Consider the following 19,248-nt stretch of genomic DNA (forward strand, 5'->3'; position numbering starts at 1 on the left):
GACGCCCCGGCGAGCCGGGGCGTCTTCTTTCCGGGATGCGGCGAACGATCCCGCAATCCCGACGCACCAAAACGCGCGCAAAAACAAACGGCCCGCATTGCTGCGAGCCGTTGGAATCAGCGTGAGCTGGCGTCCCCACGGGGATTCGAACCCCGGTCGCCTCCGTGAAAGGGAGGTGTCCTAGGCCTCTAGACGATGGGGACGTTTAGAGGGTTCAACAAAGAAGTGGTGGAGCTAATCGGGATCGAACCGATGACCTCTACAATGCCATTGTAGCGCTCTCCCAGCTGAGCTATAGCCCCACCGATTCAGGAGAGGCGCGCATCATATTCAGCAGGATCGGCCACGTCAAGCATCCGTCATCGATTGATTCGCTTCGATGTCATCTTCGGCTTGGTGGAACAGCGTCGAACGCGCGTGACCGAGGCTTTCCAGGTAGCCCAGCCACTTGCTCAGGAAGCTGTTCATGCGCAGCCGGTGACCCATCATCACCTTCGGTGAGGGTCGCAGGCCGAGCACATCCTGCCAATGGCGACCCACGTAGCAGTTGGTGGCTTCCGCCTGCCGGGAATCGAGGTAGGCGCGCAGCACCGCGGAAGGGTCGGGCGCGCCCGTGACTGGATCGGTCATGGCGTAGGAGAGCCGGAGTTCCACCGTGTGGGCGTGCCGCGCCAACAGCTCGATGTGGACATCCAGGCCATCACCCACCCGCGAGACATGGCGACCGACGGGCGCGTGCTTGAGGTCGATGATCCGGGCGATGCGCTCGAAGTTCTCGCCGTACAGGCCCATCAGCCACGCGAAGCGGCCGATGGCGGGGTACGGGAGCTCGCTGCGGTTCTGGCGCATCGTTGGAATGTAGAGGCGCCCTGCCCGGCCTTCAACCTCAGAAATGGCTGCGCTGGAAGCCGAACTTCGCGACGATCTTCGAGGCGATCTCCTCGATCGACGTGTGCGTCGTGCTGAGCACCGGGATCTGCTCGCGCTTGAACATGCCCTCGGCGATCGAGACCTCGCGACGGCAGACCTCCAGCGTCGCGTAGCGCGAGCCGGGCTTGCGCTCCTCGCGGATCTTCTGGAGCCGCTGCGGGTCAATGGTGAGCCCGAACAACTTGCGCCGGTGGCGCCGCAGCTTCTCCGGCAGGCGGTCGGCGTCCAGATCGTCGGGGGTCAGCGGGTAGTTCGCCGCGCGCAGGCTGTAGTGCAACGCAAGGTACAGGCACGTCGGCGTCTTGCCCGAGCGCGACACCCCCACCAGCAGCACGTCGGCCTCGTCGTAGTCGAGGTCGGTGCCGTCGTCGTGCGTCAGCGCGAAATTGGTCGCGTCCATTCGGCGCTCGTAGGCGTCGTGGTCCACGAGCGCATGGGCCTGGCCCACCTTTGGCTGGCGGTTCTGGCCCAGCTCCGCCTCCAGCGGCGCCATGAAGGGCGCGAAGACGTCGAGGATCAGGCCGCCGCTCTCGGCCAGGGCGCGGGCCAGCTCGCTGTCCACGACGGTGTTGATGACGATCGGCCGGCTTCCGTGGCGCTCGCCACCCGCGCGGATGGTCACCGCCGCTTGCCGCGCCTTTTCGAGCGTGTCGACGAAAGGCAGGCGCTGGCGCTCGAACGGCTGCCCGGAAAACTGCGTCAGGAGGCTGTTGCCGATGGTTTCGGCGGTGATGCCGGTACCGTCGGACACGAAGTACACGGGGCGGATCGCCATGGGCAACGGCTCGGCAGGGGCGTGGGCCTCGATTCTGCGTTGAAACCGACCGGAAATCGCCGGGGCGGAAGGTCAAGCTTGTCCCCGGGGCGTCGGGCCCGGAAAATAGGCGTTTCCCCTCGCGGTGTGCCGGAGCTGCCTTGAACGTCCACGTCCTTTGGCTGAACGACCTTCGTCTGACCGATCTTCCGCAGGTGGGGGGCAAGAATGCCTCGCTCGGCGAGATGATCGGCCACCTCGCCCAGCTGGGCGTCTCGGTGCCCGGTGGTTTCGCCACCACGGCTGACGCGTTCCGCGAGTTCATCGCCGAGAACCACCTGCACGAGCGCATCTACTCGAAGCTCGGCACTCTCGACGTGGAGGATGTCGACGCCCTCGCGGCGGCCGGCAAGGAGATCCGCGGCTGGGTCATCGACGCCCCGCTGCCGAAAGCCCTCGACGCCGCCATCCGCGACGCCTATGCACGCATGTGCAATGAAGCGGGTGCGGCCGAGATCGCGGTCGCGGTGCGCTCCTCCGCTACCGCCGAGGACCTGCCGGACGCCAGCTTCGCCGGCCAGCAGGAGACCTTCCTGAATGTCACCGGCGCCGACGACGTCTTGCACAAGGTGAAGGAAGTCTTCGCCTCGCTCTACAACGACCGCGCCATCGCCTATCGCGTGCACCACGGCTTCAAGCATGAGGACGTGTTCCTCTCGGCCGGCGTGCAGCTGATGGTGCGTTCGGACGTCGGCGCTTCGGGCGTTCTGTTCACCCTCGACACCGAATCCGGCTTCCGCGACGTGGTCTTCGTCACGGCCAGCTACGGTCTTGGCGAGACGGTCGTCCAGGGTGCCGTGAATCCGGACGAGTTCTACGCCTACAAGCCGAACCTCGAGGCCGGCCGCCCGGCCATCCTTCGCCGCACGCTCGGCAGCAAGCAGATCCGGATGGTCTATTCCAAATCCCCGGGCGAGCGCGTGCGCACCGAGGACACCCCGGCCGAGCTGCGGGGCCGTTTCTCGATCAGCGACCACGACATCGAAGAGCTGTCGCGCCAGGCGCTGGTCATCGAGAAGCACTACGGCCGCCCGATGGACGTGGAGTGGGCGAAGGACGGCATCACCGGCAAGCTCTACATCGTGCAGGCCCGCCCGGAGACGGTGAAGTCGCGCGCCCGTGCGACGCAGATCGAGCGTTTCCGCCTGCAGCAGCGTGGCGAAGTCATCGCCCAGGGCCGCGCCATCGGCCAGAAGATCGGCACTGGCATCGCCCGCGTGATCCGCAGCGTGGCGGAGATGAACAAGGTGCAACCCGGCGACGTGCTGATCGCCGACATGACCGACCCCGACTGGGAGCCGGTGATGAAGCGCGCTGCGGCCATCGTGACCAACCGCGGCGGCCGCACCTGCCATGCCGCGATCATCGCGCGCGAGCTGGGCGTACCGGCCGTCGTCGGCACCGGTGATGCGTTGAAGGTGATTCCGGACGGCACGCCGGTAACGGTGAGCTGTGCCGAGGGCGACACCGGCTTCATCTACGCCGGCCAGCTGCCGTTCGAGCGGGTCGTGGCCGACCTCGACAAGATGCCGCCGGCCCCGCTCAAGATCATGATGAACGTGGGCAACCCGGAGCGCGCCTTTGATTTCGCGCAGCTGCCGCACCAGGGCATCGGCCTCGCCCGCCTCGAGTTCATCATCGCGCGCCAGATCGGCGTGCACCCGCGCGCCCTGCTCGAATACGACAAGCAGCCGGCGAACATCCGTGCGCAGATCGATCCGCTGATCGCCGGCTACGCCGACCCGGTGAGCTTCTACGTCGAGCGCCTCGTCGAGGGCATCGCCACGCTGACGGCGGCCTTCGCGCCCTACCCCGTCATCGTCCGCCTGTCCGACTTCAAGTCGAACGAGTACGCCAACCTGATCGCCGGCGCGGCCTACGAGCCGCACGAGGAGAACCCGATGATCGGGTTCCGCGGCGCCTCGCGCTACATCCACAAGGACTTCAAGGACTGCTTTGCGCTGGAGTGCAAAGCCGTGCGCAAGGTCCGCGACGAGATGGGCCTGAAGAACCTGTGGGTGATGATCCCCTTCGTGCGCACGCTCGAGGAAGGCCAGGCCGTCATCGACACGCTGGCCGCGAACGGCCTCGTGCAGGGCAGCAAGTCCGGCAACCCGGACGGCCTGAAGGTGATCATGATGTGCGAGGTGCCCTCGAACGCCCTGCTGGCCGACGAATTCCTCGACATCTTCGACGGCTTCTCGATCGGCTCGAACGACCTGACGCAGCTCACGCTCGGCCTGGACCGTGACTCCGGCATCGTCGCCAACCTGTTCGACGAGCGGAACCCGGCGGTCAAGAGAATGCTGTCGATGGCGATCTCGGCGGCCCGCGCCAAGGGCAAGTACATCGGCATCTGCGGCCAGGGCCCCAGCGACCACCCCGATCTCGCCGAGTGGCTGATGGACCAGGGCATCGAGTCGGTGTCGCTGAACCCGGACACCGTCGTCGACACCTGGCTGCGCCTCGCCCAGCACAAGAAAGGCTAAACGCGGTGACGCCGATCCTGCCGACCTCGACCGCGAAAGCGGTCGGGCTCTGGGCCAAGCTCCAATCGCGCCTGCAGAAGGCCGATTGGGCGGGCCTGCTGGAAAGCTGGGGACTGAAACTCCTCTCCGTCGTCCTGATCCTCGTCGTCGGTGTCTGGATCGCGCGCAAGCTCAGCAACGGCCTCGCCCGCGTGTTGGAGCGCTCGAACGCCGATCCGATCCTGGTCGGCTTCCTGCGCAACATCGCCTACTTCGGCCTGCTGATCGTCGTGATCATCGCGGCGCTGGCACAGGCGGGCGTGAACCCCGCCTCGCTGCTGGCGGTGCTCGGTGCGGCTGGCCTCGCCATCGCGCTGGCATTGAAGGACTCGCTGTCGAATTTCGCGTCGGGCGTGATGCTGATCCTGCTGCGGCCGTTCAAGGCCGGCGACTACGTCCAGATCGCCGGGCTGGAAGGCACCATCGAGCAGGTCCGCGTGTTCCAGACGCAGATGCGCACCATCGACAACCGCGTGATCGTGCTGCCCAACAGCCAGATCACCACGGCGCCGATCGTGAACTTCACCGGGCGCCCGACCCGCCGACTCGACCTCGTGGTGGGCGTCGGCTACGACGACGACCTGTCGGCGGCACGGGCGGCGCTGCTGGACGTGGCGAACGCCAACGAGCGCGTGCTGAAGGATCCATCCGCCGACGTGCTGGTGTCCGCGCTCGGCGAGAGCAGCGTGCAACTGACGCTGCGGGCGTGGGTGGCCACCAGCGACGTGCTGGCGGCGAAAAGCGAGCTGCTGGAGGGCCTCCATCGCGAGCTCCGCCAGCGTGGCCTGTCGATCCCGTTCCCGCAGCGCGACCTGCACGTGTACCACCACGGCACACCGCCTTCGGGCCTTCCGAAAGCGGTGCAGGACGCGCTGGACGACGGCGACCGCTGAGTCGCCGCCGTCCGCCGGGCATCGCCCGGCGGCTCAGGTCTCGACGCGGTTCCGTCCGGCGCGCTTCGCGGCATACAGCCGCTCGTCGGCGCGATAGATCATCCGCTCGTGGTGCGTGAACCCCGTGCGGCTGGCCAGGCCGATGCTCGCCGAGGCGCGCGCACCGGGGGCGAAAGCACTGGTGTCGATGGCTTCGATGCGTCGGCGGATGCGTTCGGCGGAGTCGGCGGCCTGTTCAAGCGTGGCGTCGACGAACAGCAGGGCGAACTCCTCGCCACCCCAGCGCGCGAGGTTGTGGTCGCCGCCCATCACGTCCGACATCACTCGCGCGACCTCCTGCAGCAGCTGGTCGCCGGCCGCATGCGAGAAGTTGTCGTTGATGTCCTTGAAGTGGTCGAGGTCGAGCACGCCCAGGCACAAGGGCTTGCCGTCGCGCTGTGCCTCCGCGAAGCAATCCGCGAGACGTTCTTCCATGTGCCGGCGGTTCGGCAAGCCGGTCAAGGCATCCGTGCGCGCCTGGAGCTCGTAGGCGCTGCTCTGCTCGCGAACGGTCTCGGCGAGACGCTCCAGCTCGGTGTTCTGCCGCGTCAGCGTCTGCGTACGTTCCTCGACCATACGGCTGAGTTCCCGCTCGCGCTGTTGCAGGGCGTCCACCCGGAGTGCATAGCCCCAGTACAGGCCAAGGGCGAGCAACAGCCCGCCTAGCACGAGGAAGAGCGGCTGCTCCCAGAAGCGCGGCTGCACTTCGACATCGATGCCGATGACATCGCTGCTGGTGCCGCTACCGCGGGTTTCGGCGCTGACTTCGAACCGGTACTTGCCGGGCGGAAGGTGGTTGAAGCGCGCCGAACGCACCGCGCCGCTGTCGGTCCAGCCCTCGTCGAGGCCGGCCATGCGATAGCGGTAGCGGATCTGCTCGGGCATGCGGTAGCTGAGGCTGGCGAAGTCGATCTCGAGCCGGCTCTCCGCCGGGCTCAGCACGAGGCGCCCATCGGCCGGGCGGGGCTGCGTATCGACGCGGATGCTTTCGATGATCACCGGCGGCGGGGGGCGCTGGTAGCGCGCCAACTGGTCCGGCTGCACCACGCTGACGCCACGCGCGGTGGCGATCCACAGGCTGCCGTCGTCCGCGCGGATGGCGGCCGGGCCGGCACCCCCATTGCACTGCGCACTGGCGAGGCCATCGGCCTCCGCGAAGCTGAGCGCATCCAGCCGCTCGCGCCGCCCCGCGATCACTTCTTCCAGCTGCTGCCTCGGCACCTGCAACACGCCGCGGTTCGAGGTCAACCAGAAATTGCCGTAGCCGTCTTCGACCACCTGGAACAGCGTCGCGACAGGCAGGCCGTGGCGCACGCCGACGCCGCTGAGGACGTCGTCCTTAAGGCGAAGAAGGCCGCGATCGGTCGCGAGCCACAGGCTGCCCTCGCCATCCTCGTGGATGCCAAACACATCCTGCGCGTCGAACCACTGCCGGATCGGTACCTCGCGGAAACGCTCGCCGTCGCGGACCGCCAGCCCGTTCGAAGTGCCGATCCAGAGCCGCCCATCGCGCCCTTCGTGCAGGGCGACGACGAAGTTCCGCGGCAGCCCGTCGCGTTCGTCGAAGCGGTCGATGCGGCCATCGGCGCGGCGCCGGAACAGGCCCGAACTGGTGCCGATCCAGAGGTCGCCATTCCGGGCCTCGAAGATCGCGCGCACCTGCGGTCCCAGCAGGCCGTCGCCGGCACCGAGCTGGTTGACCACCTTGCCGTCGCGCAACTGGTAGAGGCCCAGCGAATACATGCCCACCCACACGCTGCCATCGCGGCCATGCGCGAGGCTGAGCACGGCTTCGTTACCGATGCCGCCCTCCTCACGCGACACCGGCTCGATGCGACCGTCCTTCCAGCGATCCAAGCCGCCGCTGCTGCCGATCAGCACGCTGCCGTCGGGCAACTGCAGCACCGATCGCACGTAGTTGTCGGCCAGTCCCTGGTAGGTGTCATAGCTGCCGAAGGGGGTGTCGGCGAAGCGCAGCAAGCCGGCATTGGTACCGACCCAGATCGAGCCTTCGCGGTCGACGAACAGGGCCGGCACGCGGTTGTTGGGCAGGCCGCCGGCGCGGCTGAAACGCTCGAGCCCGATGGGCTTCGCGCGAAACACGCCGCGGTTCACCGTGCCCGCGATCAGGCTGCCCTGTGGATCGATGGCGAGGCTCGGCACGGCGTCATCCGGGAAACCGGCCTCGTGCGCGCGGAACTCGCCGTTGCGGCCACGCCACACGCCGTGGTGCGTACCAAGGAACAAGCCGCCATCCGGTGCCGCAACGATGGCATAGACCGCACCTTGGGGCATGCCGTCCGCGGTGCCGAAGGCTTGGACGCGGTCCTCCTCGATGCGCACGAGGCCTTCCGCGCTGCCGGCCCAGACCACGTCGTTGGCATCGATCATCAGTGCGAACATCTGGCCCGATGGCAGGCCCTCGGCGACACCGAACGGCGTCGCCGTTCCGTCCGGCGCAATGCGCACGAGGCCTTTGCTCTCGTGTGCCACCCAAAGGCGACCCTGCGCATCGAACTCGGCGCGCATGGTTTCCTCCTGCGCGAGCCCTTCGGCGACACCGACACGACGCCATTCGCCCTCCTCGCGGATCATCACGCCGCCGCGCGACGTGGAGACCACCAACTTGCCCGGCACGCGGGTAGAGATGCTGCGGATGCCCTGGTCGGTGAAGGCTTCGACGTTCTGCGGCCCGAACAGCGTGAAGTCCTGGCCGTTGTAGCGGACGAGGCCCTCCCACGTGGCGAGCCAGAGGTAGCCGTCCTCGGTCTGGGCGATGTCATTGACCTGGTTGTGCGGCAGGCCGTTGCGCGTGGTCCAGACGTCGCGCGCGTAAGCCGCGAGCGGTTTCGAATCCATCGCATTCGCCGTACCCGCGGCGAGCCCAAGGAACAGCGCCAGCCAACAGGCCAGCGCCGGTGCCAGTGCAACAATCCGCATGCCTCCCTCCCGGTGCGTCGCGGATGGGCGCGCCGGTCAGCCGATCTGGCCGCCGAGCGCACCCATGTGGCGACGATAGTGCCTGAGTTCCTCGATGGACTCCCGCGCGTCCGCCAAGGCCGTGTGGGCGCCCTGCTTCTGCATGCCCTCGAGGACGCCGGGCGCCCAGCGGCGCGCGAGCTCCTTCACCGTCGAGACGTCGAGGTTACGGTAGTGGAACCACTTCTCGAGCCGCGGCATCAGCCGGGCGAGGAAGCGCCGGTCCTGGCAGATTGAATTGCCGCACATCGGCGACTTGCCGGCGGCGATCCACGGCGAAAGGAAATCGCAGGTCAGCGCCTCGGCCTCGGCCAACGAGTGCGTGCTGGCCAGCACGCGATCCCACAGCCCGGACTTCCGATGCGTTCCGCGATTCCATTCGTCCATCGCCTCCAGCGTGGCGAGGTCATGGCGGACGGCCAGCGAGGGCCCCTCGGCCAGCACGTTGAGATCACGGTCGGTGACGATCGTGGCGATCTCGATGATGGAATCGGACATCGGGTCCAACCCGGTCATCTCGAGGTCGATCCAGATCAGGCGGGCGTCATCGGCGGCGGGCTTCGTCATCGCCGGAGTGTAACGATTCCGTTCAGGGCTCTGGCCGCGCCCCCTGCCGCGCATCCCCAGAATTGACGCCGTTTGTCAGTCTCCCAGGAGCTGCGCGATCATCCCGGCGTTCCGGAGACTCCGATGCCGCTGACCGATACCCTCGCCCACCCCACCGTCATTGGCGCGATGCTCGCCCCCGCCCTGTTGATGGCCGCTACCGGATCGCTGCTGATTTCGGCCAACGCCCGGCTGGCCCGCGTCGTGGACCGCCTCCGGCTGCTGGTGCTCGGCGAGGGCGATCCCGACGGCGAAGCCCCGCCCCTGTCCGAGCACGAGACACAGATCGCCGAACATCGCCGCCGCGCCGCGCTGGTGCTGCGCGCCTGCTGGATGCTCTATGTGGCGCTCGGATGCTTCATCGGCACCAGCCTCGCCCTGGCCGGCGGCGCGCTGGTGGAGGCTCGCATCGGGATCATCGCCACCCTGCTGGCCATCCTCGGCATGGGTTGCCTCCTCGGGGCAGCCGTCGCGATGGGTCGCGAGGTGAGCATGGCGGTGCGCAGCCTCGACACCGAACTCGACATCGCTTTGGCGAAGCGCCGGCGCGGCGCTTGATTCACGCCTTCGCGCGTTTGGCGCGGAAGTAGTTCGTCAGCATGCTCGACGCCTCCTCGGCCAGCACGCCGCCCTCGACCGCCACGCGGTGGTTGTGGCGAGGGTCGGCGATGAGGTCGAAGACGCTGCCGGCCGCACCGGTCTTGGGGTCGCTCGCGGCGTAGACGACCCGCGCGATACGCGCATGCACCATGGCCATCGCGCACATGGCACACGGCTCGAGCGTCACGTAGAGCGTGGCACCAAGCAACCGGTGGTTGCCGAGCACCTGCCCTGCCATGCGCATCGCCACGATCTCGGCGTGGGCACTCGGATCATGCTCGGTGATGTTCCGATTGCCGCCCTCGGCCAGCACTGAACCGTCGGCAGCGACCAACACGGCACCGACCGGCACCTCGCCGTCCTCGCGCTCGGCCTTGCGGGCGAGTTCGAGGGCACAGCGCATCCAGTGGGCGTCGATGGCTTCCTGATTCTGCATGGGACTCAACCGCTAATTGGGCTCCCCCGGACCGGCCTTGCGGCCGGTCAGCTCGGCGATCGCGCGCCAGAGGCGCGCAAGCGATCGCCTCACTCCCATTCAATGGTCGCGGGCGGCTTGCCGGAGATGTCGTAGACCACGCGGCTGACGCCGCGCAGTTCGTTGACGATGCGCCGCGCCACCACGTCGAGCAACTCGTACGGCAGGTGCGCCCAGTGCGCGGTCATGAAGTCGATGGTCTCGACGGCGCGCAGCGCGATCACCCACTCGTAGGCGCGGGCATCGCCGACCACGCCGACCGACTTCACAGGCAGGAAGACCGCGAAAGCCTGCGAGGTCTTGTCGTACCAGCCCGCCTTGCGCAGCTCTTCGATGAAGATGGCATCGGCGCGGGCGAGGATCTCGGCGTACTCGCGCTTCACTTCGCCGAGGATGCGCACGCCCAGGCCCGGGCCCGGGAACGGATGGCGGAACACCATCTCGCGCGGCAGACCGAGCTCGACGCCGATGCGGCGCACCTCGTCCTTGAACAGCTCGCGCAGCGGCTCGACCAGCTTGAGCTGCATGCGCTCCGGCAGGCCGCCCACGTTGTGGTGGCTCTTGATGACGTGGGCCTTGCCGGTCTTGCTGCCGGCCGACTCGATCACATCCGGGTAGATCGTGCCCTGCGCCAGCCACTTCACGTTGGTGAGCTTCTTCGATTCCTCCTCGAAGATCTCGATGAAGAGACGGCCAATGATCTTGCGCTTGGCCTCCGGGTCCTGCACGCCGGCCAGCTCGCCGTAAAAGCGATCCGCCGCGTTGACGCGGATGACCTTGACGCCCATGTGCTGGGCGAACATCGCCATCACCTGGTCGCCTTCGTTCCAGCGCAGCAGGCCGGTGTCGACGAACACGCAGGTCAGCTTCTCGCCGATGGCTTTGTGCAGCAGCGCGGCCACCACGGACGAATCGACGCCACCGGACAGGCCCAGCAGCACCTCGTCATCGCCGACCTGGGCACGCACGCGGGCGATCTGGTCCTCGATGATGTTGGCCGCCGTCCACAGCGTGGCGCAGCCGCAGATCTCCGCCACGAAGCGGCGCAGCTGCTCGGTGCCCTGCTTGGTGTGCGTCACTTCCGGGTGCCACTGCACGCCGTAGTAGCGGCGGGACTCGTCGGCCATCGCGACGATCGGCACGCTGTGCGTGCGCGCGGTGATCTTGAAGCCTTCCGGCAGGCGGGTGACGCGGTCGCCGTGGCTCATCCACACATCGATGCGCGGCGGCGAGCCCGGGTGGTCCTTCTGGTCATCCAGCAGGCGGCAGGCCGAGGCGACTTCCACTTCGGCGTAACCGAACTCGCGGTCGTGGCCGCCTTCCACCAGGCCACCGAGCTGCATGGCCATCGTCTGCATGCCGTAGCAGATGCCGAGCACCGGCACCTTCAGGTCGAAGACCGGCTGCGGCGCGCGCGGCGAACCGGCTTCCGTCGTCGACTCCGGGCCGCCCGAAAGGATGATGCCCTTCGGCGCGAACTTGGCGATGTCGGCCGGGTCGTGGTCCCAGGCCCAGATCTCGCAGTAAACGCCCAGCTCGCGGACGCGGCGGGCGATCAGCTGCGTGTACTGCGCGCCGAAGTCGAGGATCAGGATCTTGTCGCTGTGGATGTCGGTCATCGCTTACTGCCGGTAGTTCGGCGGTTCCTTGGTGATCTGCACGTCGTGCACGTGGGCCTCGCGGGTGCCAGCGTTGGTCACGCGGACGAAACTCGGCTTGGTGCGCATCTCTTCGATGCTGGCGCAGCCGACGTAGCCCATCGAGGCGCGCAGGCCACCGGCGAGCTGGTGCACCACGTTGGCGAGCGGGCCGCGGTAGGGCACGCGGCCTTCGATGCCTTCGGGCACGAGCTTGTCGGCGTCGGAGGCGTCCTGGAAGTAGCGGTCCTTGCTGCCCTGCTGCATGGCGCCGAGGCTGCCCATGCCGCGGTAGCTCTTGTAGCTGCGGCCCTGGAAGAGTTCGATTTCGCCCGGCGATTCCTCGGTGCCGGCGAACAGGCCGCCGATCATGATGCTCGAGGCACCGGCGACGATCGCCTTGGCGATGTCGCCCGAGTAGCGGATGCCGCCATCGGCGATCAGCGGGATGCGGCCCTTCAGCGCGTCGGCCACCATGCCCACGGCGGTGATCTGCGGCACGCCCACGCCCGCGACGATGCGCGTCGTGCAGATCGAGCCCGGGCCCACGCCCACCTTCACGGCGTCGGCGCCATGCGCCTCAAGCGCCAGCGCGGCATCGCCGGTGACGATGTTGCCGCCGATGACCTGCAGGTGCGGGAAGGTCTTCTTCACCCAGGCCACGCGGTCGAGAACGCCCTGCGAATGGCCGTGCGCGGTGTCCACCACGATGACGTCGACGCCGGCGGCGACGAGGGCCTCGACGCGCGCTTCGGTGTCACCACCCACGCCGACGGCCGCGCCGACGACGAGGCGCTCGCTCGAGTCCTTCGCGGCGTTCGGGTTGTCGCGGGCCTTCTGGATGTCCTTGACGGTGATCAGGCCGCGCAGCGCGAAGGCGTCATCGACGACGAGCACCTTCTCGATGCGGTACTGGTGCAGCTTGGCGAGCACTTCCTCGTCCGTGGCGCCTTCGCGCACGGTCACGAGGCGATCCTTGCCGGTCATGATGCTGCTCACCGGGGCGTCGAGGCGGGTCTCGAAGCGCATGTCGCGGCCGGTGACGATGCCGACGAGCTGGCCGTTATCCACCACCGGCACGCCGGAGATGCGGCGGGCGGCGGTGAGCTTCAGCACCTCGCCCACGGTCGTGCCCGGGGTGACGGTGAACGGCTCGCGGATGACGCCGGCCTCGAACTTCTTGACCTCGGCGACCTCGGCGGCCTGCCGTTCCGCGCTCATATTCTTGTGGATGATGGCGATGCCGCCGAGCTGCGCCATCGCGATGGCGAGCCGCGCCTCGGACACGGTGTCCATGGCGGCGGCGACGATCGGGAGGTTCAACGAGAGGCCACGCGTCAGGCGGGTGGCGAGGGAGACGTCCTTGGGCAACACGGCCGAATGGGCCGGGATCAGGGAGACGTCGTCGAACGTGAGGGCTTCCGCCTGGATGCGCAGCATGGACTGCTCCGGAACTGGGAAGCGCGACATTCTAACCGGTTCAGCCCCCGCCCAGCAGGCCCAGCGACAGGGCCGGCCACCACGTGATGACCAGCACCGAGGCGCCCAAGAGGAGCAGGAATGGCGCTGTGGCGCGGACCAGCGTCGTGACGGGCACCTTGAACCGGTAGGACGCGATGAACAGGTTCATACCGACCGGCGGCGTGAAATAGCCCAATTGCAGGTTGGCCAGCATGACGATGCCCAAATGCGCCGGGTGGACCCCGAACTGGGCCGCCAGCGGCATCAGCAGTGGGGTGAGGATGACGATGGCCGAGAAGATGTCGACCAGCATGCCCACCACCAGCAGGAACACGTTCAGCACCAGCAGGAATTCCAGCGGGCTGTCGATGTGGTTGCTGACGAGGGCATAGAGCCGGCCCGGCACGTCCTGGTCGATGAACCAGTTGGACAGGGCGCGCGCGGCACCCAGGATCAGCAGGATGGCGCCTACCATGCGCATCGCCTCGGCCATCACGCCCGGCAACTGGCGGAAGGCCAGTTCACGACGCACCAGCACCGTCACCACCAGCACATAGGCGGCGGTGAGCGCCGCCACTTCGCTGACCGCAAGCACGCCTTGGTAGATCGCGGCCAGCACCACCACCGGCAAAGGCAGCTCCCAACGCGCATCCTTCACGGCCGCCCACAGTTCACGGGCATCGAAAGCCTTGCCGGTCGAAGGCACCGCCCGTCCCACCCACATCGCATGGGCGGACAGCACGACCAGCATCAGTGCCCCCGGCAGGAGGCCGGCGAGAAACAGGTCCTGCACGCTGACCGTGGGATTCGTGGCGATCGGCGCCGCGATGAAGCCGTACAGGATCAGCGGCAGCGACGGGGCGAACAGCAGGCCGAGGCTGCCTGCCGCGGTGACGAGGCCGAGGCTGTAGCGGTCCGGGTAGCCGGCGGCCTTCAAGGCCGGATACAGCAGTGCGCCCATCGCCACCACGGTGACGCCCGAGGCGCCGGTAAACGCAGTGAAGAACGCACAGGCAACGATCGCGACAATCGCCAGGCCGCCCGGAAGGCTGCCAAGCAGCGCGTCGGAGAGCCGCACGAGCCGCTTCGGCGCACCGCTTTCGCTGAGCAGGTAGCCCGCCAGCGTGAACAGCGGAATCGCAATCAGGCCCGGCATGTCGCCAAGGCCGTAGAACTCGGTGAGTGCCGCCTGCTCGTAGCCTGCGGCCTGCAGGCCGACCAGTGCGATGCCCAGGATCACCGCGAACAGCGGCATGCCGAGGGCGGCGAGCAACAGGAGCAGGCCGATCTGCAGCTCGAGGCTCACGGCGCAGGCTCGTCGATGGGCCGGGGCGCGAAGGCCGACAGCACGAAGCGCACGGCCAGCAGGCCGAAACCGAAGGGCAGCACCAGCATCGGCACCCAGCTTTCGATACCGGCCACGAAGGGCAGCGGGAACTCGCGCTCGGACACCATCAGGCCCCAGCCCACCCAAGCCGCCCAGCCACAGAGCGCCGCAGCGGCGAACTGCGTCAGCACGTGCACGGCCCGCCACGCCGCATCAGGCAGCAAGCGCGGAATCGCATCCACGGCAATGTGGCGCTGCTGGCGCGCCGCCCCCAAGGCACCGAGCATCGCCAGCCAGAGCACGCCAGCACGACTGATCGCCTCAGCCCAGGCCAGCCCTTCGTCGAAGCCCACGCGCAGCACGATCTGCACTACAGCCAGAACCAGCAGGCTCCCGAGGGCCGCGGCAAGCAAGGCGTCCTCGGCACGATGCAGCGCGCGGAGGACGGGCTGGAGCGCGCCTTGGCTCAAGGCTGGCCGCCCGCCGGGGCCGCCCCTGCCGCCTTGGCGTCGCGAATGGCCTTCAGGATGGCTGGGCTGATGCCCTGCTCCGCCTCGAGACGGGCGAGCACCCGACGGCCGACTTCGCGGAAGTATTCGGCGTCGGTCGGCGTCGGCGTCACGACGGTGAGACCCTGCTTCTTCATCGCCTCGAGCGCCGCGACGTCGTCGCGGCGGATCGTCTGGTCGACCCGTGCGGACGCCGCCTTGAAGATGCGGTCGACGATGGCCTGGTCGGCGGGGGCGATGCGCGCCCACGCGCGCTGGTCGACGACGATGAAGCCCACCACGTAGACCAGCGGCAGGTCGTAGAGCGACTTCAGGCGGCCATGCCACTGCAAGGCCACCGTCCCGGCCGGCGTGTTCGCCACCATGTCGACCATGCCGGTCTGCAGGCTGGTGAAGACGTCACCGATCGGCAGCGGAATCGGGCTGGCGCCGCCCTCGCGGAAGGTCATCTCGGCGATGGCGTCGTTCTGCGGCACCCACAGCTTGGCGCGGCGGACATCCTCGACGCCGGCCATCGGCTTGGCGCTCATCAGGTAAGCGAAGCCCACGCCCGATGCACCGAGCATGTGGAAACCGCGCTCGGCGAAGCCGGAGGCCAGCAGAGGATCGACCTTCGGCCGCACGCGGTCGATTTCCGCCCAGTTCGCGAACATGAAGGGCAGCGTGTAGACGGGCGCGTCCGGGTAGACCAGCGACAGCTCGCTCGAGGTGAGCACCCCACCCTGCAGCTGGCCGCCCTGGCGGATGCGGCGCAGCACGGCCTGGTCATTGCCCATCACGCCGCCAGGGAAATAGCGGATCTCCACGCGGCCGCCGGTCTCGGCCTTCACCTGCTCGGCGGCCGCACGCAGCTCGCGCATCCACGGCGAACCGTCGGGGGCCAGCGTGGCGAGGCGCAGGGTCTGGGTCTGGGCGAACAGCGCCGGGGCGAGCGCCAGCAGCAGGATCGGGAGCAGGAAACGACGGATCATCGGGGGGGCGTCCTTCAGAAATAGTCCTTGCCGGACTCCAGCAGCGCCTTCGCGCGCACCTGGGCCAGCGTGTTCATCAGCGTGTAGCGCGGCGCCTTCGGGTCGGCGGCCAGCACCTCGTTCAACAGGCGGTCGTGCAGGGCCTGGTCGAAGACCAGGCGCGCGTGGAATTCCGCCATCAGCGTCTTGGCGTACAGATTGCGCCCTTCCGAGGCGTCGATCGCCTGCTGGAAGTAAGCCTTGCCCAGCTCGGGCTTGCCGCCGACGGCCTCGGGCCGAAGCGAGTTCAGGACGCCGAGGTAGACCAGCGGCAGCCCGCCGTCGTGGTTCGGATCGATGGCGACCACCCGCTGGAGCAGGGCCTCCACCTTGGGCAGGTCGGCCACCGCGCCCCAGTCGTCGCGGTTCGCCTGGATGTAACCGGCCCAGGCCGCGGCGAGCCCATACATCAGGCCGATGCGCTCGTCGCCCACGCCCTTGAGCGCAGCGGCGAAGTCGTCCGGGTTGCCTTCGAGCGTCGCGCAGAGCGCGTCTTCCTCGAGGCAGGTGGCGCGCTTGGCGTAGGCGAGCGCCTTGGCGGCCAGGCGCTGGGCGCGCGCGGTATCAGAACCCGTGAAGTTGCCCGCGTAAGCGCCGTTGAGATTCGACGCTGCAAGCAGGGTGCCGACGTTTTCGGGGTCGCCTTCCAGCAGGCCGTCGAGCAGCAGCAGGTAAGCCGGGAGACCGTCGCGGACGGTGGACGGGTCGTCGGCATTCAGCACCGCGCTGCCGAGGTTATCCGCGAGGCGCTGCGTCGCATTGCCGACGATCGAGGCGCAACCGGTAGCGAGGACGGCCAGCAGCGCAAGCACCGCCTTGCGCAGAGCAGCGGAGCGGGATTCGGCGAAGCGGGGGCACGGTGCGGTCATTCGGCCAGCCTATCGGGCGTAGGTGTAAAGCTCGTGACCGGGGCGATCGGCCGCATCGGCGGCTTCGATGGTGTTCTGCATCAGGGTGGCCACCGTCATCGGCCCCACGCCGCCAGGCACCGGGGTGATCCAGCTCGCGCGCTCGCGCGCCACGTCGAACCCGACGTCGCCGACGAGGCGCCCGTCGTCCATCCGGTTGATGCCGACATCGATGACGACCGCGCCGGGCTTCACCCACTCGCCGGGCACGATGCCCGGACGACCGACGGCAACGACGAGGATGTCGGCCTGTTCGATCTGCCGCTGCAGCACCTCGCGCGGCGTGAACTTGTGGCAGGCGGTGACGGTGCAGCCCGCGATCATCAGCTCGAGCACCATCGGGCGGCCGACGTGGTTGCTCACGCCGACGACGACGGCATTCGCTCCGCGCACCGGCCGGTCGGCATAACCCAGCAGCGTGGTGATGCCGCGAGGCGTGCACGGGCGAAGGCCGAACTGCCGCAGCGCGAGGCGGCCGACGTTCTCCGGATGGAAGCCGTCGACGTCCTTGCGCGGATCGATACGCTGGATGATCTCGCGGCCGTCGCGGCCGCCGGGCAGCGGCAGCTGAAGCAGGATGCCGTGGATGGTGGGATCGGCGTTGAGACGGTCGATCAGGGCAACGAGCTCGGTGTCGCTGGTGTCGGCCGGCAGGTCGAAGTCATGCGCCTCGATGCCCACCTTCAGGCAGGCGCGCCGCTTGTTGCGCACGTACACCGCCGACGCCGGATCGTCGCCCACCAGGACCACCGCAAGGCCCGGCCGCGACTGGCCGGCGGAAAGCCGGGCCTGCACGCGGGCGGCGAGATCATCGAGCAAGCGGTCGGCGATGCCTTTGCCGTCGAGCAGGCGCGCACTCATCGGAGGTTCGGGTCCGTGCTGGAAAGCGGCGGATTATCGCATGCCACCTTCACGCCGTTAGCGCGAAGCGCAAAAGGTCTCGATCGCGGCGTAGCCGTCGAAGACGGCGTGCGTGCCGCAACCCGGGCAGTCGGGATCCGCCTCGAGCGCCAATTCGCGGAAGCGCATGCCGAGCGCGTCGACGGTGAGCAGGCGCCCGACCAGCGGATCACCGATGCCCAGCAGCAGCTTCAGCGCCTCGGTGGCCTGCAGCATCCCGATCAGCCCCGGCAGCACGCCCAGCACCCCGGCCTCGGCGCAGTTCGGCGCGGCGTCCGCGCCCGGCGGCTCCGGGAACAGGCAGCGATAGCAGGGCGCCCTGCCCCGCTGGCGGCCGGCGTCGAACACCGACACCTGGCCCGTGAAGCGTTCCACCGCGCCGCACACCAACGGCAGCGCCAACTCGCGGCAGGCGGCGTCGACGAGGTAGCGCGTGGCGAAGTTGTCGCTGCCGTCGATAACGACATCGGCGCCACGTAGCAGGGCCTCGACGTTCTCCGGCGCCAACCGTGCCTGCACGCCGTCCACGCGCAGGCGGGGATTCAATGCCAGCAGCCTCTCGCGGGCCGAGACCACCTTCGCCGAGCCGACGGCAGCGTCGGTGTGCAGGATCTGGCGCTGCAGGTTGCTGCGCTCGACCCGGTCGTCGTCGACCAGAACGAGCGTGCCCACGCCCGCGGCCGCGAGGTAGAACGCCGCTGGCGAACCGAGCCCGCCGGCGCCCACCACCACCACGCGCGAGGCCATCAGGCGCTGCTGGCCTGCGGCACCGACCTGGGCCAAGCGGAGGTGGCGGTCGTAGCGCGCGAGCGCATCGGCGTCGAAGGCCGGGGTGACCGCGGAAGCACCTCCAGACGCGAGGGGGAATCCGGCGGACCGCCAAGCGTCGAAACCACCGCGGACGCTGGCCACGTCGACGACTCCCCGCCCACGCAGCAGCGCCGCCGCGCGCTGCGACCGTTGGCCGCGCGCACAGATCAGCACCAGCGGAGCACCGTCCACAGGAAGCGCGGCGCCACTGCCTTCCAGAGTCGAAAGCGGCAGCGGCCGCGCGCCGTCGGGCAAGCCGAGGGCATGTTCCTCGGCCTCGCGCACGTCGTAGAAGTGCGCACCCGCAGCCACGAGGGCCGCCACCTCGGCCACCTCGCACTCCGGCGGAAACGCGCTGGCCACGCCCTGCATGGCGTCGATCAGCGCCTCGCCGGTCACCGGCCACATCGCTTCAAGGCGCTCCGGATCGTCGGGCAACACCAGAAGCACCGAGCGCGGGGCGCGCTCGCCGAATGGCGCGGCGATGGCACCGTCGATCAGGGCCGAGAGCCGGGAGGCACCTTCCCCAGTCGCCTCCGAGCACGCGATGACGAGGTCGAAGGCCTGGGCCGCGTCGTGGAGGGCCGGTGCAGCGCGCTGCGGGTCGCCCGGCAGGATGGGCCAGGCGACGGGATCGAGGCCCATCGTCTGCAGCAAGGCCAGCAGGACCGGACGGGCGGCATCGTGGCGCTCGCCCGCGCCGAGCGCCTGCCCCGGCGGACGCAGGGCGTCACCGCTGCTGAAGACCGCGACGGTTGGCCGCCGTGCGCACGGCACCTCGGCGAGGCCGCGTGCGGCGAGCGCTCCAAGGTCGGCGGGACG

At 68.7% G+C, this 19,248-nt stretch carries 16 protein-coding genes and 2 tRNA genes; 3 read left to right on the top strand and 15 right to left on the bottom strand.

Annotation, left to right across the window (positions count from 1 at the left end):
* Window positions 1-127: 127 nt before the first annotated feature.
* The 4 genes from ACIQ6S_RS06335 to ACIQ6S_RS06350 form a co-directional block, all read right to left on the bottom strand.
* Window positions 128-203: transfer RNA gene (locus ACIQ6S_RS06335), tRNA-Glu, on the bottom strand.
* Between the two features lie 23 nt (window positions 204-226).
* Window positions 227-302, bottom strand: a tRNA-Ala gene (locus ACIQ6S_RS06340).
* 46 nt (window positions 303-348) lie between these two features.
* Entirely contained in the window at window positions 349-849 is a 501-nt protein-coding gene (locus ACIQ6S_RS06345) for a DUF1249 domain-containing protein (protein ID WP_397607620.1), read from the bottom strand.
* 37 nt (window positions 850-886) lie between these two features.
* Window positions 887-1,705 carry a pyruvate, water dikinase regulatory protein gene (locus ACIQ6S_RS06350; protein ID WP_397607621.1) on the bottom strand — a complete coding sequence of 273 codons (819 nt, stop codon included), beginning with the start codon at window positions 1,703-1,705 and terminating at the stop codon, window positions 887-889.
* Window positions 1,706-1,845: 140 nt separating this feature from the next.
* Here ACIQ6S_RS06350 and ppsA point away from each other — a divergent pair, with 140 nt between their 5' ends.
* Window positions 1,846-4,233: a phosphoenolpyruvate synthase gene (gene ppsA / locus ACIQ6S_RS06355; protein WP_397607622.1), complete on the top strand. Its 2,388-nt coding sequence runs from the start codon at window positions 1,846-1,848 to the stop codon at window positions 4,231-4,233.
* A 5-nt stretch (window positions 4,234-4,238) separates the two neighbouring features.
* The gene (locus ACIQ6S_RS06360; RefSeq protein WP_397607623.1) at window positions 4,239-5,165 is read left to right on the top strand and encodes a mechanosensitive ion channel family protein; all 927 of its coding nucleotides are present in this window, start codon (window positions 4,239-4,241) and stop codon (window positions 5,163-5,165) included.
* A 33-nt stretch (window positions 5,166-5,198) separates the two neighbouring features.
* Here the strand turns inward: ACIQ6S_RS06360 and ACIQ6S_RS06365 are convergent, their stop codons facing one another.
* Both ACIQ6S_RS06365 and orn read right to left on the bottom strand, forming a co-directional pair.
* Window positions 5,199-8,144 (bottom strand): two-component regulator propeller domain-containing protein, encoded by a 2,946-nt coding sequence (locus ACIQ6S_RS06365; protein WP_397607624.1) that lies wholly within the window; start codon window positions 8,142-8,144, stop codon window positions 5,199-5,201.
* A 36-nt stretch (window positions 8,145-8,180) separates the two neighbouring features.
* Window positions 8,181-8,750 carry an oligoribonuclease gene (orn, locus tag ACIQ6S_RS06370; protein ID WP_397607625.1) on the bottom strand — a complete coding sequence of 190 codons (570 nt, stop codon included), beginning with the start codon at window positions 8,748-8,750 and terminating at the stop codon, window positions 8,181-8,183.
* A 123-nt stretch (window positions 8,751-8,873) separates the two neighbouring features.
* Here orn and ACIQ6S_RS06375 point away from each other — a divergent pair, with 123 nt between their 5' ends.
* Window positions 8,874-9,347 carry a DUF2721 domain-containing protein gene (locus tag ACIQ6S_RS06375; RefSeq protein ID WP_397607626.1) on the top strand — a complete coding sequence of 158 codons (474 nt, stop codon included), beginning with the start codon at window positions 8,874-8,876 and terminating at the stop codon, window positions 9,345-9,347.
* A 1-nt stretch (window position 9,348) separates the two neighbouring features.
* Here ACIQ6S_RS06375 and tadA read toward each other — a convergent pair whose 3' ends face one another.
* From tadA to moeB, 9 genes are all read right to left on the bottom strand, one after another.
* The gene (gene tadA / locus ACIQ6S_RS06380) at window positions 9,349-9,825 is read right to left on the bottom strand and encodes a tRNA adenosine(34) deaminase TadA (protein ID WP_397607627.1); all 477 of its coding nucleotides are present in this window, start codon (window positions 9,823-9,825) and stop codon (window positions 9,349-9,351) included.
* 89 nt (window positions 9,826-9,914) lie between these two features.
* Window positions 9,915-11,483: a glutamine-hydrolyzing GMP synthase gene (gene guaA / locus ACIQ6S_RS06385; RefSeq protein WP_297866258.1), complete on the bottom strand. Its 1,569-nt coding sequence runs from the start codon at window positions 11,481-11,483 to the stop codon at window positions 9,915-9,917.
* A gap of 3 nt (window positions 11,484-11,486) precedes the next feature.
* Window positions 11,487-12,941 (bottom strand): IMP dehydrogenase, encoded by a 1,455-nt coding sequence (guaB, locus tag ACIQ6S_RS06390; RefSeq protein WP_297866259.1) that lies wholly within the window; start codon window positions 12,939-12,941, stop codon window positions 11,487-11,489.
* A gap of 40 nt (window positions 12,942-12,981) precedes the next feature.
* Complete coding sequence (locus tag ACIQ6S_RS06395; RefSeq protein WP_297866260.1) at window positions 12,982-14,268, bottom strand: TRAP transporter large permease; 1,287 nt, start codon at window positions 14,266-14,268, stop codon at window positions 12,982-12,984.
* Window positions 14,265-14,759, bottom strand: coding sequence for a TRAP transporter small permease (locus ACIQ6S_RS06400; RefSeq protein ID WP_297866261.1), 495 nt, complete (start codon window positions 14,757-14,759; stop codon window positions 14,265-14,267). Before ACIQ6S_RS06400 ends, ACIQ6S_RS06395 begins: the two co-directional genes overlap by 4 nt.
* Window positions 14,756-15,769 carry a TRAP transporter substrate-binding protein DctP gene (dctP, locus tag ACIQ6S_RS06405; protein WP_397573887.1) on the bottom strand — a complete coding sequence of 338 codons (1,014 nt, stop codon included), beginning with the start codon at window positions 15,767-15,769 and terminating at the stop codon, window positions 14,756-14,758. The genes ACIQ6S_RS06400 and dctP overlap by 4 nt, the downstream gene beginning before the upstream one ends.
* Window positions 15,770-15,783: 14 nt before the next feature.
* Complete coding sequence (locus ACIQ6S_RS06410; protein ID WP_397607628.1) at window positions 15,784-16,677, bottom strand: TRAP transporter TatT component family protein; 894 nt, start codon at window positions 16,675-16,677, stop codon at window positions 15,784-15,786.
* 9 nt (window positions 16,678-16,686) lie between these two features.
* Window positions 16,687-17,577, bottom strand: a complete 891-nt coding sequence (gene folD, locus ACIQ6S_RS06415; RefSeq protein ID WP_397607629.1) for a bifunctional methylenetetrahydrofolate dehydrogenase/methenyltetrahydrofolate cyclohydrolase FolD — start codon at window positions 17,575-17,577, stop codon at window positions 16,687-16,689.
* Window positions 17,578-17,634: 57 nt separating this feature from the next.
* On the bottom strand, window positions 17,635-18,798 hold the full coding sequence (gene moeB / locus ACIQ6S_RS06420) for a molybdopterin-synthase adenylyltransferase MoeB (protein WP_397607644.1): 1,164 nt from the start codon (window positions 18,796-18,798) through the stop codon (window positions 17,635-17,637).
* Window positions 18,799-19,248: the final 450 nt, after the last annotated feature.

This window comes from Silanimonas sp., assembly GCF_044377035.1.
Classification (GTDB): Bacteria; Pseudomonadota; Gammaproteobacteria; order Xanthomonadales; family Xanthomonadaceae; genus Silanimonas.

Excerpts from the sequence above, each read along its gene's own strand:
- ACIQ6S_RS06345 (WP_397607620.1), bottom strand. The coding sequence starts at position 849 with ATGCGCCAGAACCGCAGCGAGCTCCCGTACCCCGCCATCGGCCGCTTC.
- ACIQ6S_RS06350 (WP_397607621.1), bottom strand. The coding sequence starts at position 1,705 with ATGGCGATCCGCCCCGTGTACTTCGTGTCCGACGGTACCGGCATCACC.
- ACIQ6S_RS06365 (WP_397607624.1), bottom strand. The coding sequence starts at position 8,144 with ATGCGGATTGTTGCACTGGCACCGGCGCTGGCCTGTTGGCTGGCGCTG.
- orn (WP_397607625.1), bottom strand. The coding sequence starts at position 8,750 with ATGACGAAGCCCGCCGCCGATGACGCCCGCCTGATCTGGATCGACCTC.
- ACIQ6S_RS06375 (WP_397607626.1), top strand. The coding sequence starts at position 8,874 with ATGCCGCTGACCGATACCCTCGCCCACCCCACCGTCATTGGCGCGATG.
- tadA (WP_397607627.1), bottom strand. The coding sequence starts at position 9,825 with ATGCAGAATCAGGAAGCCATCGACGCCCACTGGATGCGCTGTGCCCTC.
- guaA (WP_297866258.1), bottom strand. The coding sequence starts at position 11,483 with ATGACCGACATCCACAGCGACAAGATCCTGATCCTCGACTTCGGCGCG.
- guaB (WP_297866259.1), bottom strand. The coding sequence starts at position 12,941 with ATGCTGCGCATCCAGGCGGAAGCCCTCACGTTCGACGACGTCTCCCTG.
- dctP (WP_397573887.1), bottom strand. The coding sequence starts at position 15,769 with ATGATCCGTCGTTTCCTGCTCCCGATCCTGCTGCTGGCGCTCGCCCCG.
- ACIQ6S_RS06410 (WP_397607628.1), bottom strand. The coding sequence starts at position 16,677 with ATGACCGCACCGTGCCCCCGCTTCGCCGAATCCCGCTCCGCTGCTCTG.
- folD (WP_397607629.1), bottom strand. The coding sequence starts at position 17,577 with ATGAGTGCGCGCCTGCTCGACGGCAAAGGCATCGCCGACCGCTTGCTC.
- moeB (WP_397607644.1), bottom strand. The coding sequence starts at position 18,798 with ATGCAGGGCGTGGCCAGCGCGTTTCCGCCGGAGTGCGAGGTGGCCGAG.